The following is a 16239-nucleotide window of genomic DNA, read 5'->3' on the forward strand; positions in this document are numbered from 1 at the left end:
GGCAAATGCCCCGCTCCGGCGAAGGCGCGGATCAGCCCGCCGGACGGGTGCGCACGCTGTCGATCAGGCGGACTTCCGCCAGCCACGCGGCGGCCAGCACGACCAGATCCTGGTTGGCCAGCGGCACGCCGTTCTCCGGCTCGGCCAGGTCCTCCGCACGCCGAATGGACAGGTACTCGGGATCGAACCCGACCTCGCGCAGCCGGTCGCAGGCACGCCCCTCGACTTCGGGTATGCGTTCGGCATCGAATACCGTCGCCCCGCGGCAAACCGTGGCCACCTCGTCCAGCACGCGCTTGAGCTCCGGCGCAATCGCGCGCGCCTCCTCGGGCAGCTGGTCATTGCGCGAGCTGCAGGCCAGGCCGTCCTTCTCGCGTACCGTCGGGATCGCCTCGACGCGCACCGGGATATCCAGCCCCTGCACCATGCGCTCGACCAGTTTGAACTGCTGGTAGTCCTTCTCGCCGAACAACGCGAGATCGGGCCGCACCAGATTGAAGAGCTTGGTCACTACCGTGGCCACACCATCGAAATGCCCGGGACGAAAGGCTCCTTCCAGTATCTCCGACAACTGCGGCACGACCACCCGTACAGGAGGCATGCCGTCGTTCGGGTACATGTCCTCTTCCGATGGACAAAACACCGCGTCCACACCGGCCTCGGTCAGCAGACGCGAATCTTCCTCCAGGGTGCGCGGATAGCGCTCCAGGTCCTCGGCACGGTCGAACTGCATCGGATTGACGAAGATCGACACCACCACGCGCTGCGCACGGGCCCGCGCATGCCGGATCAGCGTCATGTGCCCCTCATGAAGGTGGCCCATGGTGGGGACCAGGGCAATGGTTCCGCGGCCCTTGCGGGCCCACTCTCGATGCATGGCCACCAGCTGGGGCCGGTCACGCAGGATTCTCATGGGCCGGATATCCCTCGGGCCGGGGTCCTCATGGACAGTTTAACGATAGGTATGCACACCGGATTCGGGGAACGCGCGCGAGCGCACCGCTTCGCAATAAGCGCGCACGGCGCCCTCCAGCGAGCCGCCCTCGGCCAGGAAGTCGCGGGCGAAGCGCGGCGGCTCGGGGGTCAGGCCAATCACATCCTGGATCACCAGCACCTGACCATCGCACTGCGGACTCGCCCCGATTCCGATGACCGGTATATCCGTCGCGCGCACGATCGCATCCGCCAGCTCCTCCGGGACGCTTTCCAGCAGCAACCCCTGGGCCCCGGCCGCCTCCAGTCGCGCCGCCAGAGATTCCATCTCGGCAGCCGCGTGCGGGTCGCGGCCCTGCACACGGAAGCCTCCCATGCGATGCACGGCTTGTGGTGTCAGCCCCAGATGTGCGCATACAGGAATACCAGCGGCCACCAGCCGCTCGACGATCGGCAGCTCGGCCAGGCCACACTCGACCTTGACCATGTGCGCGCCGGCACGCAGCAGGGCCCCGGACTGCTGCAGCGCGGTCGGGGCATCGGCGTCTCCAAGAAACGGCAGATCCGCCATGATCATTGCGTTATGGGCCACCCGCGCGACACTGGCGACGTGATAGCACATGTCGTCGATCGTCACCGGCAGTGTGGTCGGATGCCCCTGCACCACCATGCCCAGGGAATCCCCGACCAGGATGACGTCCACGCCACAGCGATCCAGCAGCGCGGCAAAGGATGCGTCATACGCCGTCAGACAGGTAATCGGTTCGCCGGCCTGCTTGCGCCTGGCCAGCGTGTTGACCGTGATCGGCCGCATCAGTCTGCCTCCCGGGCGGGGTCGATCTGCCACACGTCAGAGCGTAATTGGCAGCGGATTGAAATAGTGTCGGCCACCCTGGATCGGCTCCAGGAATTGCACCAGCTGTTCAAAATCGGCCGGGTTGTTCACCCAGTCGATCTCGGTGGCGTTCACAATCACCAGCGCCGCCCCTTCGAAATGATAGAAGAATTCCGCATAAGCCGCGTTCAGGCGCTCCAGGTAATGCGCCTCGATGTGACGTTCGTACGGTCGCGCTCGCTGGCGAATGCGATCCATCAGGACCTCCACGGGCGCCTGCAGGTAGATCACCAGATCCGGCCGCGGCAGTCCTTCGCGAAGATGCCGGAACATCTCGCGATAGATCTCCAGCTCGTCGGGGTGCAGGTTGAGCTCGGCAAACAGAGGATCCTTGTCCATCACATAGTCGGCCACGTGGCGCTGCTCGAACAGACCCTTCTGACTGACCGGCGTCAGCTGCCGGACACGCTGAACCAGAAAATGCAGCTGCGTGGCCAGGGCATGCTTGTCCGGCTCCTGGTAGAAGCGCTCGAGGAACGGGTTCTCGTCCGGCGCCTCGAAGATCCCCTCGGCGCGCAAATGCTCCGACAGCAGACGCGCAAGGCTCGACTTGCCCACCCCGATCGGCCCTTCCACGGCAACAAAGTCAAAATCGGTCAGACTCACCATTGCCCCCCGGCACGGGCAATGTCCGGGTCTTCCAGCGCGACAAGCGAAGCGCCATCGAAGCGGCTGGCGAGCCGATCTACCGAGCCCTCGCCCGGAATCTTCAGGTCCGGAGCCAACTCGGCCAGCGGCAGGACCACGAAATCGCGCTCGGTCAGGCCCGGATGGGGTACATGCAGACCAGGCAGATCCAGCACCTGATCGCCGAACAGCAGGATGTCCAGATCGAGCAGGCGCGGGCCCCAGCGTGTGCCATCGCGCTCGCGGCCACAGTCGGCCTCGATCGCCTGCAACGCATGCAGCAGATCCAGGGGTTCGAGCCGGGTGTGCAGCCGGGCCACGGCATTCACGTAATCCGGCTGGTCCTGCGGACCCATCGGCGGATTGCGGTACAACCGCGACTGCCCCGTCAGCCGCGTTTGTGGCACATCACCGGCCAGGCGCCGGAAGGCCTCGCGCACCTGGGCCTCGGGGTCGCCAAGGTTGGCGCCGATGCCCACGAATACCTGCAAGCCGGCATCGGTCATGCCGCGTCACCCCCATCATTCGATCCGCCGGACTCGCCATCGCCCTTGCGTCGGCGCTTGCGACGACGACCACCACGGCGGGCACGCCCCTTAGCCTTGCCGCCGCCCCCGGCCATCTTTTTCTGTTCGCCCTCGTCCTTTTCCTGGAACTCGGTCCACCAACGGCACAGTTCCGGGTCGGCATCGCCCGCGCGGGCGCGCAGGCAGAGGAAATCGTAACCCGCACGGAAACGCGGATGCGTCAGCAGGCGCAGCGCGCGGCCGCCGCGCGCCCGTTCCAGTCGCGCCTGCAGCTCCCATATTTCGCGCACGATCAGGCTGAAGCGCTTGGGGATCGAGACCGTCTTGACCTGGCGATCCAGCACCTCGGCCATCGCCTGCTGCCAGGCCGGGATCTCCTGCTCGTCTTCCTCGATGCGCCGGGCCGCCGCCACCTGCACCGGGGCCCACAGGATAGCGGCATAGAGAAACGCCGGGTTGACCCCGAGCTCCTCGTTGATGCGCTTGTCAGTATTGAGCAGCGACTCGACCAGGAACTGCCGCCGCTCTGCACCCCGATCCGGGTCGGCAAAGCACTCGGCCGCCTCCGGGAACATCGGCGCGAACAAACCGAAGCGCTCCAGCTCGTCCAGACAGGTGACCGCCGCACCGCTGTGGAACAGCTTGATCACCTCGTCGAAAAGCCGCGCCGGCGCCACCGTCTGCATCAGGCTCGCGAGTTCATGGATCCCGGCCTCGACCTCGGGCGCGATGCGCAGCCCCAGCTTCGCGGAGAAGCGCACGGCGCGCAGCATGCGCACCGGGTCCTCGCGCAGCCGCGTCTCGACATCATCTCCGATCAGTCGCAGTACGCCCTCGCGCAGGTCTTCAACCCCGCCGGTGTAATCGAGCACCGAGAAATCGTCGATGTCGTAGTACAGCGCGTTCACGCTGAAGTCCCGCCGTACCGCATCCTGCTCGATCGTGCCGTAGCGGTTATCGCGCAGGATGCGGCCCTCGTCGCTCAGCGCCACCTGCCCGTCGCTGTCGTCGTCCTCGTCGTGCGGCGCACGGAAGGTGGCGACCTCAATCACCTCGCGGCCGAACAGGACATGGGCGAGGCGAAAACGGCGCCCGATCAGGCGGCAGTTGCGGAACAGCCCGCGTACCTGATCCGGCGTGGCATCGGTGGCCACATCGAAGTCCTTGGGCTCGCGCCCCAACAGCAGGTCACGCACACCCCCGCCCACCAGACAGGCGCGATAGCCCGCATCGCGCAGGCGATAGAGCACCTTCAGGGCGTTGTCGTCGATCGCGGCGCGCGAAATGCCGTGCTCCTCGCGTGAGTACACGCGCGGTTCGGGGATCGCGGCAGACGGGGTTGCAGGATCGGCCTGGGTCACTCGGTTCGGGTTCCGTGAACGAAAGCGCAGTATGGTAACAGCAAGCCGGTTCGGTATAGGACCAGACGGGCGGATATCATCTCCCTGCCCTCGGCGACTGCAGGCGTAGCGGCGCGGTCTCTCCGGTCAGGCGATAGCGCAGATAGTCATCAAGGATGCGCCGGTGGTCAAAGGCCAGGGGCTGGCCCTGATCGTCGGGATCCAGCCAGGCACAGTCCGCGGCGTCATCGGCCGCACGGGCCTCGCCCGCGCCGCGCGCCACGAATACGGCGCTGACGGTGTGCCCGCGCGGATCCCGCGCGGGGTCGGAATAGACGCCCAGCAAGGCCTCCAGCGTGACCTCCAGACCGGTTTCCTCCAGGGCCTCGCGCACAGCGGCCCGCTCGACCGACTCGCCGACATCCACGAAGCCTCCGGGGAGGGCCCAGCCATGGGGCGGGTTGCGGCGCTCGATCACCAGCACGCAGCCAGGATGGGCCGGGTGATGGATCACCACATCCGCGGCCAGCAAGGGAGTTTGCGGTGGGCCACTCATTCGTCCTGACCGTCCTGGCGGATGAAACGCCGGATCTGGCGGCGCTGGCGCTTGTCCGGGCGGCGACTGGGGGCGCTGTCGGCCACCGCCCGTTCCGCGCGCCGGCGTTCGGACTCGGCCTCGCGCCGGGCCTCGCTCTCGGGTGTCTCGGCATACAGCTCGCGCGCCTCGGTCGCGGGCCGACGCTGGTCATTCAGCGCCCGCACGTCGATCTCCCAGGTCTGCTGGCCACGATGAATCGTCAGGCGATCGCCCGGGTGCACCCGGCGCGCCGGCTTGCAGCGCTCGCCGTTCACATGGACCTTGCCACCACTGACGGCCTCGGTCGCCATCGCGCGGGTCTTGAAAAAGCGCGCGGCCCAAAGCCACTTGTCGATGCGCAGCCCGTCGGCGGGCGCTGCGCGTGCCTCAGCCCCGGCCAAGGAACCCTCGCACTGGAGACACTGGACTTTCCCGCCGGGTCACAGGCATGGACAATGCGCGGCTTTCCACCATCAGAGGATGGGGCCCCGCATGGGGCTTCGATACGTCATGAAACTCCCGCATCTGCACCTGATCAGCTTTGACCTTTGTCCTTTCGTTCAGCGTAGCGTGATCACGCTGAAATACAAGCAGGCCCCGTTCGAAGTGACCTATATCGATCTCGCGGATCCACCGGACTGGTTTCGCGAGCAGTCCCCGCTCGGCAAGGTGCCGATCCTGAAGGTGGATCACGACACCGTGCTGTTCGAGTCGGCGGTGATCAACGAATACGTCGATGCCATCACCCAGCCCCCGCTAATGCCGGACACACCGCTGCACCAGGCCCGCACGCGCGCCTGGATCGAATATCTGGGGGAGCAAACCATGACCCAGTATCGCTGGATGACGGCGGCGGACGAAGGCGCCTTCGAGATGGAACGCCATGCAGCGTCGCGCGGACTGGAGCGGCTGGAGCGGGAACTGGCGGCCGATCCACTACTCGCAGGGCACGAGTTCACCCTGATCGACGCCACTCTCGCGCCGATCCTGCTGCGCTACAGCCTGATCGATGACATCGACAATCCCTGGGAACCCGGGGCATTTCCGCGCCTGGCCCAACGCTGGGATACGCTGCGCAACATAGAAGCGGTGTCCACGTCGGCCCCCTCCGACTTCGCGGCGCGTCTGGCGGCCTACCTGCGCGCACGGGAAGGCTTTGCACCCTCGCATATTGCCTCGCGACTGACCGTTCCAGCCTGATATCAAGACCGAAGCTGCTGATTAGAACAACTCGGCCCACTCCGTCAGGGCGAACCAGATCACGTACCCCCCATAGAGGATCAGGAACACGATGCTGAGGATGGTGATCGGGCGAAAGCCCTTCACCCGCACCTCATAGGAGACGTCCTCCCCGCGTGCCCGCCGGCGCCGTACCTCCAGCCAGCGCGATACCCGCCACCATATGAACAGCAGGATCAGGACAACGGTCAGGAACTTCAGCATCGTGGTTCGTTTCCTCGCACTCGACCCGGGTCAACTCTGAACGCGACACTACCCGAGAATGCGACCCGCCGCATCGAACGCCCGCCAGAACCGCGCCTGCCTACCCGCGCCGCTTGGTATGCCGCGTGGCTGGGGCATTCCACGGATCCTCCGGCCAGGGGTGTTTCGGATAGCGCCCCTTCAGCTCGCGACGCACCTCCGGGTAGCCATTCTCCCAGAAGCTGGCGAGATCCTGGGTGACCTGCACCGGGCGCCGCGCCGGCGACAGCAGGTGCAGCACCAGTGCCACGCGGCCACCCGCTACCCGGGGTGTCTCGCCCTGGCCGAACAGCTCCTGCAGCTTGACCGCCAGCACCGGCGGGTCCTGCGTGTAATCAATTCGGTGGGCCGATCCGGAGGGCACCTTGATCCGCGCCGGAGCCTCCCGCTCCAGTTGCTGCTGGTGATCCCAATCCAGCCGCGCGCGCAGGATCGCCGCCAGATCCAGCCGCTCCAGATCCCGGCGCCGTGTAATCCCGGCCAGATACGGCCCCAGCCAGTCCTCGAGGGTCATCAGCAGCGCGTCGTCGCGCAGATCCGGAAAGCCGGCCCCTGACATGGTTTCGTGCAACAGCTGGATGCGCGCACGCAACTGGGTCGCGGCGTCATCCCAGGGCAGCAATGCAAGGCCCTCGCGGCGCAGCCGCTCGCACCAACGCGGGATGGTGGCGGCGGGGTCGTCCAGCGCGACCATCTGCCGCTCCACCACCAGCGTGCCGATCCGCCGAACCCGCGCGTTCTCCAGCCGTGCCCCGTCCTCCACCCAATCGCAGCGCGTCTCTCGGTGAAAGAGCTCCGGGGCCTCCTGCTCCAGTGCCGTCAGTTCCAGCGCCACCGCACAGCGGATGCGCGCCTCGCGGTCGGCGTCCGTGCAGTCCACCGCCACCAGGTAGTCGGCATGCGCCAGACGCTCGCGCTCCGGCAGCCACGCGCCACGACCATTCCCCATCACGAAGCGCCCGGCCGCCTCGCCACGGCGGCGCGCGATGCGCTCCGGCCAGGCCAGCGCCGCCAGCACGCCCAGCGCGGTGCCTTCATCCAGCACCGCATCAGTGCCAGCGGGGCGATCCCCGAATCGTGCCAGCGCCTGCTCCAGACGCCGCAACCCGGATTGCCAGACCCGGCCACCCGAGTGCCGAGCGCGCTCCAGGCGCGTGCCCAGCTCCAGCGGGGCCTCCGGCCCGGCCACGCCCGGTTCTTCCACCGCCACCGCCAGTTCGCAGGCCAGGCGCGCAAGCCCCCGCTCCCGGCCCCGCAACAGCATGTGCGCCAACCGCGGGTGGGTCGGCAGCCGCAGCAGGGCCCGCCCGTGCCCGGTCATCCGCCCATCGGCATCCACCGCACCCAGTTCGGCCAGTACCGCCTGCGCGGAGGCCAGCCCCTGAGCGGGCGGCGGCTCCAGCCAGTCGAGCTCGGCCACCGCCTCGCCCCAGCCGGCCAGTTCCAGGGTTAGCGGCAGCAAGTCCACCTGCTGCATCCCCGGGGTTGCGTAGTCCGGGCGCGCGACTTCGTCTGCCCGCGACCACAAGCGGATCGCCACCCCCGGTTCGGTGCGACCGGCGCGCCCGGCACGCTGCTCGGCGGCGGCCTTCGAGGCCGGCAGCGTCACCAGGCGCGAGAGCCCGGTCGCCGCATCGAAGCGCGGCTCGCGGGAGAGCCCTGCGTCGATTACCACGCGCACGCCCTCGATGGTCAGACTGGTCTCGGCGATGTCGGTCGCCAGCACCACCTTGCGCTCGCCCTCGGGCGCCGGGCGCACGGCCCGGGCCTGCTCCTGCGCCGGCAGCCGCCCGAACAGCGGCGAAATGCGCGCGGGGCCGGCGGGTGTGTCCACCCCTTCGCCCACCCCGTTGCACAGGCGCGCTGCCACCTCGCGGATCTCGCGCTCGCCGGGCAGAAAGACCAGAACCGAGCCCATCTCCGCCGCCAGCGCGTCCCGCACCGCCTGCGCCACGCCTTCAGCCAGCGGAGCATCCTTCGCCGTTGGGGCGTAACGGACCTCGACCGGGAACTGCCGCCCGCGCGCTCGCAACACCGGCACAGCATCCGCCCCCGGATCGGCCAGCAGCCTTGCCACGGCCTCGTCATCAAGGGTCGCCGACATCACCACGATGCGCATCTCCGGGCGCAGCAACCGGCGCACCTGCAGCGCAAAGGCCAGCGCCAGCTCCGCCTCCGGCCGGCGCAGGTGGAATTCGTCGAAGACCACGGTGCCAACCCCTTCCAGCAGCGGGTCGCCCTGGATGCGCCGCAGGAACAGGCCATCGGTCACCAGCTCCACCCGGGTGCGATCCGAGACCTTCTGCTCGTCGCGGACGCGATAGCCGACCGTCTGCCCGGGCGCTTCACCGAGCTGCCCGGCCATGTAGGTCGCCGCCATGCGCGCGGCCAGCCGGCGTGGCTGCAGCACGATCACACGATCCTCGGGGCTGGAGGCGGCCAGATGTAGCGGGACGCGGGTGGTCTTGCCGGCACCGGGTTCGGCCACCAGCACGGCGGCACCGCGCGTCTGCAGCGCGGCATCCAGGGGGGTTAGCAGATCGTCCAGCGCCCGGGCCTGCGGCGCCTCATTCAACTCTTTGGCCATCTACAGCGGTCAGTTCTCGACCACGCGCGTGCCGGCCTGCACCCGGTCCCCGGGGCGGGTGACCACACGCTCGCCCGCCTCCAGGCCGCCAAGGATCTGCGTGGCGAAGCCCGAGCGACGCCCCACCTCGACCCGGCGCGGCTCGGCACGGCCGTCCTCGACCACGAACACCGACCACTCGCCGCGGTCGCGGAACAGCGCGCTGGTCGGGACCTGCAGCACGTCGTCGCCTTCCCACAGCAGGAACTCGGCCTCCACCCGGTAGCCCACCGCCAGCCCGGCCATGCGAGCCTCCACCGCGTCGAGGTCGAGGATCACCGGCACGCGCTGCTCGTCCACGCCCAGCGCGGAGATCTTGGTAAAGCCGAACGGCTGCACCCGGCGTACGGTGCCCTCCAGTTCGGCATCGCGGCCCCAGTCGGTCAGGCGCACACGCATACCCGGCACCACGCGCACCGCGTCCATCGACAGCAGATCCACTTGCACCTCGAGGTCATTGAGATCGCCCACGACCAGCACCGCCTCGCCGGCCCCGATCGTGCCCTCGCAGCAGCGGTACCGCTCCAAGATCACGCCTGCGGCTGGCGAACGCACGGTGAGGGTGTCCGCCTCGGACTCCGGCATCTGGCCGCTGGCGATGTCCAGTACCGCGCGCGCGCTCTCCACCTCGCTGCGCGCGACCTCCACCGCGGATTCGCCGGCACGAACCGCCGAGCGCGCCCGATCGCGTGCGGTCTCCATACGCTCCACCTCGGTGGCGGAAACCGCACCCCGATCGAACAGCTCTTGATAACGGCGATATTCCGATTCCGCGAAGCGGGCCTCCGACTGCAGATTCTCCAGATTCGCCTCGGCGCTTCGCAGCCGCGACCGAGCAGCGGCGAGATTCTCGCGCGCCTGCTCACGCGAACGTGCATCCAGCGCCGGGGTCGGCAAAGGCTCCATGCGGAAGAGCGCGTCGCCGAGCTCGACGGCATCGCCCTCTTCGAGCCGGACGCGATGCAGGAAGCCGGCGATCGGCGCCGACACGGTGAAGGTGTCGCGCAGCCGCGTGCGGCCTTCTTCGCGCACGGTCTCCTCGAACGGGCCGGCTTCGACCGTGGTCAGCGATACCGGCACCGGCTGCGGGCGCAGCGCCCACACCAGCGCGGCCAACCCCGCCAGCACGATCAGCCCAACCGTGATTCGTTTTTTCATCGCCATAGGCTCAGTCTCGCAAATCGCGCCATCCGGCGCTCCCCCCTCATCGCCCGGCGTGCCGGGGCGCCGATATACAAGCTGCCACCCTCGGTTATCACCTGAACTGTGGTGGGCGACCAGCCGCTGTGAGGCTAAGCATGGTTCGGCATCCGGTGTTTATGGTGGCTTTGATCCGCCGCCTGCCAAGCGCTGTCTCGGCAGCGCACCCCGCCCGTTTTTGATCAACAACTGGCTTTCTTGCTTGCCCAAGAAAGTACCCGTCGAGGCGCACCCGGATTCCGCCCGGGGACCTTGCTCCAGGGCCCTCGGGCCGGCGGCGCTGAAACTCGCTTCGCTCAGACAGTCAGCGCCCCCGTTTTTATTTTGAATCGTCCGTCCCGAGGACCCTTCCGCAAGGGGCTTCATACGGGGGGAGAAGGTCAAGACAACGGCTGACCCAACGTTCATGCCAATGGATGGAGGCAAGGTGTTCCGACATCCTGGGCACGCGTGGCCTTTGGCCCTGGCGTGCCGCGCCCGCCAGCGGGCGCCAAGGGCCTTGTCTCTACCTAATCGTGTGGATGTCTGGCTCTTCGCCGGAATACCGCCTGTTTTGACCTACCCTCCCGATATGAGCCCCTTGTGGAGGACGTGACAGGCCGGGAGAAGGCGCTGACTGTCTGAGCGAAGCGAGTTTCAGCGCCGCCGGCCTGGCGCGTCCGGAGCAAGGTTCCCGGGCGAATCCCGGGCGTGTTTCTTGGTTACTTCTTTGCACGAGCAAAGAAGCCCGTTTTTGATTAACAACTGGCGGGGCGCGCTGCCGAAACAGCGCTTGGCAGGCGGCCAGCCGAAGCCACCAAAGGCTGCCGAGGCCTACTCCGCCGCCTTCAGGGCCTGTACGCGGTCGAGCTGCTGCAGGCGCCGCCAGGCGAGAAAGGCGGTCAGGCTGGCCGCGACCAGGATGCCGAGGGCGGCGAAGCCGTAGGCCTGCGGCGTAATCACCAGCGGCACGCGGAACAGGTCCATCGCAAAGGCCTGGTTCAGTAGCCATGCGAAGCCCGTGCCCGTCAGCCAGGCGACCGGGATCGCGGCGAGGGTGAGCACCGCGATCTCGCCGAGCAGGATCCAGCTGACCTGACCACGCGAGTAGCCGAGTACCTCCAGCGTGGCCAGGTCGCGAGCGCGCTCGGCATAGGTGATGCGGGCGTTGTTGTAGGTCACCGCAAAGGCGATAGAGACAGCGAGCGCGACGAACACCATTGCGAACACGATGATGGTCTCGCCGATGTATTCGCGGATGTTGCGCTCGGCCTCCGCGATCAGTCCGACACTGGCGACCCGCGGGCGGTCGGACAGGCTACGGAACAGTGCATCTTCTTGTGCGCGGTCGGTCAGCAACCAGGCGCCGGAGACCGCGGGCCCCTCGCCGATCATGCGGTTCAGGGCCGGGCGGTACATATAGGCGCCGACGCCGATGGGCTCTTCCACCACACCGGCCAGCGGCACCGTGACCGTGCGGCGGCGGCCCTCCAGGATCTCCACCTCCACCGGGTCGCCCACGCGCAGCCCGAGCTGTTCCGCCAAGTAGTCGGTCAGCAGGATGCCCTCGTCCGGCAGTCGGCCACGCCCGCCGCCCATCGGCAGTTGCCGCAGGCGCGGTTCGGCGTCCAGCCCCAGCAGGCGCACGCGCTCCTCGCGGTTCACGCCGACCAGCCGCACCGGCACCGCCCGGAAGGTCTCCACCGCCAGCACGCCCGGCTCGTGGCGCAGCTCGCCGGCCGCACGCGCCGGCACGGGATCGGTGAACTGCAGATCGATGTCCATCTGCAGCACCTGCCCGTACTGGGTGTCCAGCATCTGGGTCACCGCGTTCAGCTGGTAGGCGCCCATCAGCAGCAGCCCGCCGGACAGGCCAATACCGATCACCGACAGCACGGACTTGAGCCGGTGGCGCGCAAGGTTGCGCAGGATGATCCGGGTCGGCTGATCGAACGCGCCCCAGGCCGCCGAGCGCTCCAGCCAGCCGCGATGAAAACGTTCCGGGGCCGGCGGGCGCATAGCCTCGGCCGGTTGCATGCGCACCGCCTGCCAGACCGCACGGAAGGTGCCGAGCATGGCCGCGCCCATGGCCACGCCCACCGCCAGCACCATCACCCAGCCCTGCAGACGAAAGCTCATCTCCGGGAAGCGGAAGTACTCCGCGTAGATGCCGGCCAGGCCCTGCGCGGCCCAGGCCCCGAATGCGAGCCCCAGCGCGCAGCCCACCAGCACGATGCCGCCGGTCAACAGGGCATAGTGCCCGGCGATCGCGCCGTTGCCGTAGCCGAAGGCCTTGAGCACGGCGATCGGCTCGCGCTGGGAGCGGATGATGCGGCCGACGACGACGTTCAGCAGAAAGGCCGCGACGGCCAGGAAGATGGTCGGGAGGATCGCCGCCTGCGCCCGCAGCTGGGTCAGCTCCTCGGACAGAAAGCGATGCGAGAACTGGTCATCGCGGCCATAGGCCCCCATGCCGCCGTAGCGCGCGAGCTCCCGGTCCATTGCCTCGATCACGGGGGCCGGGTCCGCACCCGCCTCCAGGCTCACGGCCACCGAGTTGAATGCCCCCTCCATCCCGTAGGCGGCAGCCAGCGCGCGGCGGTTCATCCACAGGATGCCGTAGCGCTCGTAGTCCGGCAGCAGATCGGTGGGGCTGATCTGATAGACAAACTCCGGCGACAGCGCGATGCCGCTGATCTGCAGGTCGGTCAGGCGCCCGTCGATGATCGCGCGCAAAGAATCGCCGGCCCGCAGCTCGTGGGCCTCGGCAAAGGCCTCGCTGACGACCGCCTCGCGCTCGCGGCCGGCCTCCGGCAGCCGCCCCTCGCGCAGGTAGAGCCGGTTCAGCAGCGGCTCACCCCCGTCGGGTATGGAGAGCACGGTGCCACGGATCGGCTCGTCAAAATCGGCGACCTCCAGGCGCACCGGGGCCTGCACCCGGGTCTCGATCTGGTTGATCCCCGGCGTATCGCGAAAGCGCTCCACCGCGCTCTCCGGCGCGCGCGTGATCTCCGCGAATACATCGGCGAACTGGTATTCCGAGTAGAAACGGTCCTTGGTGATCGTGAGGGCATCGAGGCTGGTCACGGCGATCACCAGCGTCATTACGCCGCTGGCGATCACCAGCGCGATCGCCGCCGCCTGTCCCTTCAGGTGACCGAGATCACGCAGGATCTTGCGGTTCAGCGCACGCATGGTCGGCCGCCGTCGCTACCAGTGCAGTTCGGCCGGGGACTGGCGCGTGGCGTTCTCGTGGATCTCGCTCACGCGGCCGTCGCTAAGGTGGATCACCCGGTCGGCCATCTCGCCGATCACCGCGTTGTGGGTGATGATCGCCACCGTCGTGTCCAGACGCTCGTTGATGTGCTGCAGCACCTCCAACACACGGATGCCGGTCTTCGAATCCAACGCGCCCGTTGGCTCATCGCACAGCAGCACGGCCGGCTGCTTGGCGATCGCGCGGGCAATGGCCACCCGCTGCTGCTCGCCGCCGGAGAGCTGCGAGGGGAAGTGGTCCATGCGGTTCTCCAGCCCGACCAGCGCGAGCGCCTCTTCCGGTGGCATCGGGTCGCGCGAGATCTCGGTGACGATGGCCACGTTCTCGCGCGCGGTCAGGCTGGCGATCAGGTTGTAGAACTGGAACACGAAGCCGACATGGTCGCGGCGAAAGGCCGTCAGCGTGCGCTCGGAGGCCTGCGCCAGATCCTGGTCGCGGTAGCGCACCTCGCCCTCGGTCGCGGTGTCCAGCCCACCCATGATGTTCAGGAGCGTCGACTTGCCGGAACCCGAGGCCCCCAGCATCACCACCAGCTCGCCGGTGTAGAGCTCCAGATCCACCCCGCGCAGGGCGTGGATGGTCACCTCGCCCATGCGGTAAACCTTGGTCACCCCCGCCGCGCGAAACATCACCTCCCGCGTGGCCGCAGGAGCCGGGGATGCGCTCATGCGGGAGCGGCCACCACGTGCGTGGTCTGCGGCGCCGCGGCACCCGGCTCGGGCGCGCTTGGCAGGATGCCGCCCTCGCCGTCCAGGCTCATGGACCACAGGCTCAGCAGCAACAGCAGAATAATTAGTATTGGAATCAGTACGCGCGGATTCATCGGACAGGCCCTCGCTCGCGACAGTACCCCAATGCTGCCACAAAGCCCCCGGCACGGCGTCGGGCCAGGCACCGTCGGCCGGGATGACCAGCAACGACAGGCACGCCCGACGCGGCTCGCGATGCGCCCCCGATTTGTTGTTTTGCGCCCAAATATTTACCCTATGCGCACCGTCCGGCCTGCCGCAGACGCGCCGAGCATCCCGAAATCGCGCGCCGCAGAGCCGTTTTGGCACTACAAGCGGTGCCATGCCAACCCGTTTCAACAACGCAAGGAGTCAACATGTCCGCACTCATCTGTGGATCCATCGCGTACGACACCATCATGGTGTTCCCCGACCGCTTCAAGAACCACATCCTGCCGGACAAGGTGCACATGCTGAACGTGTCCTTCCTGGTCCCGGACATGCGTCGCGAGTTCGGCGGTTGCGCCGGCAACATCGCCTACAACATGAAGCTGCTGGGCGGCAACCCGACCATCATGGCCACCGTCGGCGGCGACTTCGCCCCCTATGCCGACTGGATGGACAAGCACGGCATCTCGCGCAAGCACATCAAGGAGCTGAACGACACCTATACCGGTCAGGCGTTCATCACCACCGACCAGGACGACAACCAGATCACCGCCTTCCACCCGGGCGCGATGGGCTTCTCGCACCAGCAGAAGGTCACCGAGGCCGACGGCATCAAGGTCGGCATCGTCTCCCCGGACGGCCGTGACGGCATGATCGAACACGCCCAGCAGTTTGCCGACGCCGGTATCCCGTTCATGTTTGACCCGGGCCAGGGCCTGCCGATGTTCGACGGAGACGACCTGAAGCGCTTCATGGAGAACGCCACCTACGCCGCGTTCAACGACTACGAAGCGCAGCTGACCGCCGACCGCACCGGCCTGAGCCTGGAGCAGATGGCCGAGATGGTCGACGCGATGATCGTCACCCGCGGTGGCGAGGGCTCCGACATCTACACCGGCGGCAAGAAGATCACCATTCCGTCGGTCGAGCCGGCCGCGATCAAGGACCCGACCGGCTGTGGCGACTCCTACCGCGCCGGCATCCTGTTCGGCCTGGAACAGGGCTATGACTGGGAAACCACCGGCCGCATCGCCTCGCTGATCGGCTCGATCAAGATCGCCCACTCCGGCACCCAGAACCACCACTTCACGCCGGAAGCGTTCGCCGACCAGTTCGAAAGGGCCTTCGGGTACCGCTACTGAGCCACCTGACGCCGCCCCGGGCACCCGCCCGGGAACGCAAAAGGCCCGGCCCGAGTTTCCTCGGTCCGGGCCTTTTTTGTTAGCGCTCTGCAGAGGTCTGCTTACGGGCGGAGCCCCTGCCCGCGTCTGACGCCTGACAGGAGCTTTGTCGGACGGCCGGCTCCCACTCCCTCAAGGCGTCAACCGCGTTGGTAAGTGCCCACCAGCCGGTTCATGCCGATCACATGGGGCTCGGCGCGCTCCAGGAACTGCCAGAGCGTGAGGCCGGCGGGGAGCTGCAGGTCGCGGTCCAGCGCCAGCAGCCAGAAGAAGTAATGGTGTTTGCCGTGGCCCTCGGGCGGCATCGGGCCGCCGTAGCCGGTGCCGCCAAAGTCGTTCTCGCCGACATCGCCCAGGCTGGCCGCCTCGGGCAGGCCGTCGGTATCCGGCGGCAGGTTGTACAGCACCCAGTGCACAAAGCCGTAGGTGCCGGACTTGATCAGCGGGGCATCCGGGTCATGGCAGATGACGGCCAGCGAGCGCGTCTCCTGCGGGAGGTTGCTCCACTTGAGCGCTGGCGAGGTGTCCTCGCCCTCGCCCGTATGGCGCTTCGGGATCGGCTGACCGGGGCCGAACGCGGAACTGGACAGCTGCATGTCGGACAGTGCAAAACCCATCGCCAATCTCCTGATCAATACGTACCCGCCACCCTAACGTGCACCCCGGGCCCACACCAACCGGTTGCAGCCGCCCGCCGTC

The 16239-nt window shown here is 67.8% G+C and carries 16 protein-coding genes; 2 read left to right on the plus strand and 14 right to left on the minus strand.

Annotated features, from left to right (window positions below; all coding sequences use genetic code 11):
- Positions 1–31: 31 nt before the first annotated feature.
- The 7 genes from panC to F623_RS0108210 all read right to left on the minus strand — a co-directional run bounded on the left by panC (position 32) and on the right by F623_RS0108210 (position 5300).
- Positions 32–913 carry a pantoate--beta-alanine ligase gene (panC, locus tag F623_RS0108180; RefSeq protein ID WP_018862031.1) on the minus strand — a complete coding sequence of 294 codons (882 nt, stop codon included), beginning with the start codon at positions 911–913 and terminating at the stop codon, positions 32–34.
- Between the two features lie 39 nt (positions 914–952).
- Positions 953–1747, minus strand: a complete 795-nt coding sequence (gene panB / locus F623_RS0108185; protein WP_018862032.1) for a 3-methyl-2-oxobutanoate hydroxymethyltransferase — start codon at positions 1745–1747, stop codon at positions 953–955.
- Between the two features lie 36 nt (positions 1748–1783).
- The gene (locus F623_RS0108190; RefSeq protein ID WP_026278731.1) at positions 1784–2434 is read right to left on the minus strand and encodes a deoxynucleoside kinase; all 651 of its coding nucleotides are present in this window, start codon (positions 2432–2434) and stop codon (positions 1784–1786) included.
- A complete protein-coding gene (gene folK, locus F623_RS0108195) occupies positions 2431–2961 on the minus strand; it encodes a 2-amino-4-hydroxy-6-hydroxymethyldihydropteridine diphosphokinase (RefSeq protein WP_018862034.1) in 531 nt (176 codons plus the stop codon). The genes F623_RS0108190 and folK overlap by 4 nt, the downstream gene beginning before the upstream one ends.
- Complete coding sequence (pcnB, locus tag F623_RS0108200) at positions 2958–4343, minus strand: polynucleotide adenylyltransferase PcnB (protein WP_018862035.1); 1386 nt, start codon at positions 4341–4343, stop codon at positions 2958–2960. Before pcnB ends, folK begins: the two co-directional genes overlap by 4 nt.
- Positions 4344–4419: 76 nt before the next feature.
- Positions 4420–4854: an NUDIX hydrolase gene (locus F623_RS0108205; RefSeq protein ID WP_018862036.1), complete on the minus strand. Its 435-nt coding sequence runs from the start codon at positions 4852–4854 to the stop codon at positions 4420–4422.
- 20 nt (positions 4855–4874) lie between these two features.
- The gene (locus tag F623_RS0108210) at positions 4875–5300 is read right to left on the minus strand and encodes an RNA-binding S4 domain-containing protein (protein ID WP_018862037.1); all 426 of its coding nucleotides are present in this window, start codon (positions 5298–5300) and stop codon (positions 4875–4877) included.
- Between the two features lie 109 nt (positions 5301–5409).
- Here F623_RS0108210 and F623_RS0108215 point away from each other — a divergent pair, with 109 nt between their 5' ends.
- The gene (locus F623_RS0108215) at positions 5410–6099 is read left to right on the plus strand and encodes a glutathione S-transferase family protein (protein WP_018868402.1); all 690 of its coding nucleotides are present in this window, start codon (positions 5410–5412) and stop codon (positions 6097–6099) included.
- Between the two features lie 21 nt (positions 6100–6120).
- Here F623_RS0108215 and F623_RS0108220 read toward each other — a convergent pair whose 3' ends face one another.
- The 6 genes from F623_RS0108220 to F623_RS13495 form a co-directional block, all read right to left on the minus strand.
- The gene (locus tag F623_RS0108220; RefSeq protein WP_018862039.1) at positions 6121–6342 is read right to left on the minus strand and encodes a hypothetical protein; all 222 of its coding nucleotides are present in this window, start codon (positions 6340–6342) and stop codon (positions 6121–6123) included.
- 100 nt (positions 6343–6442) lie between these two features.
- A complete protein-coding gene (gene hrpB / locus F623_RS0108225; protein WP_018868401.1) occupies positions 6443–8968 on the minus strand; it encodes an ATP-dependent helicase HrpB in 2526 nt (841 codons plus the stop codon).
- 9 nt (positions 8969–8977) lie between these two features.
- Complete coding sequence (locus tag F623_RS0108230; RefSeq protein WP_018868400.1) at positions 8978–10171, minus strand: efflux RND transporter periplasmic adaptor subunit; 1194 nt, start codon at positions 10169–10171, stop codon at positions 8978–8980.
- Positions 10172–11020: 849 nt separating this feature from the next.
- Positions 11021–13381: an ABC transporter permease gene (locus tag F623_RS0108235; RefSeq protein ID WP_018862042.1), complete on the minus strand. Its 2361-nt coding sequence runs from the start codon at positions 13379–13381 to the stop codon at positions 11021–11023.
- A gap of 15 nt (positions 13382–13396) precedes the next feature.
- Entirely contained in the window at positions 13397–14131 is a 735-nt protein-coding gene (locus tag F623_RS0108240) for an ABC transporter ATP-binding protein (protein ID WP_026278732.1), read from the minus strand.
- Entirely contained in the window at positions 14128–14286 is a 159-nt protein-coding gene (locus tag F623_RS13495) for a hypothetical protein (protein WP_018862044.1), read from the minus strand. The genes F623_RS0108240 and F623_RS13495 overlap by 4 nt, the downstream gene beginning before the upstream one ends.
- 282 nt (positions 14287–14568) lie before the next feature.
- Here F623_RS13495 and F623_RS0108250 point away from each other — a divergent pair, with 282 nt between their 5' ends.
- The gene (locus F623_RS0108250; RefSeq protein ID WP_018862045.1) at positions 14569–15501 is read left to right on the plus strand and encodes a carbohydrate kinase family protein; all 933 of its coding nucleotides are present in this window, start codon (positions 14569–14571) and stop codon (positions 15499–15501) included.
- A gap of 179 nt (positions 15502–15680) precedes the next feature.
- Here the strand turns inward: F623_RS0108250 and F623_RS0108255 are convergent, their stop codons facing one another.
- Complete coding sequence (locus tag F623_RS0108255) at positions 15681–16157, minus strand: YbhB/YbcL family Raf kinase inhibitor-like protein (RefSeq protein ID WP_018862046.1); 477 nt, start codon at positions 16155–16157, stop codon at positions 15681–15683.
- Between the last annotated feature and the right edge of the window lie 82 nt (positions 16158–16239).

Origin of the sequence: Thioalkalivibrio sp. ALD1 (genome assembly GCF_000381245.1) — a bacterium.
GTDB lineage: Bacteria > Pseudomonadota > Gammaproteobacteria > Ectothiorhodospirales > Ectothiorhodospiraceae > Thioalkalivibrio.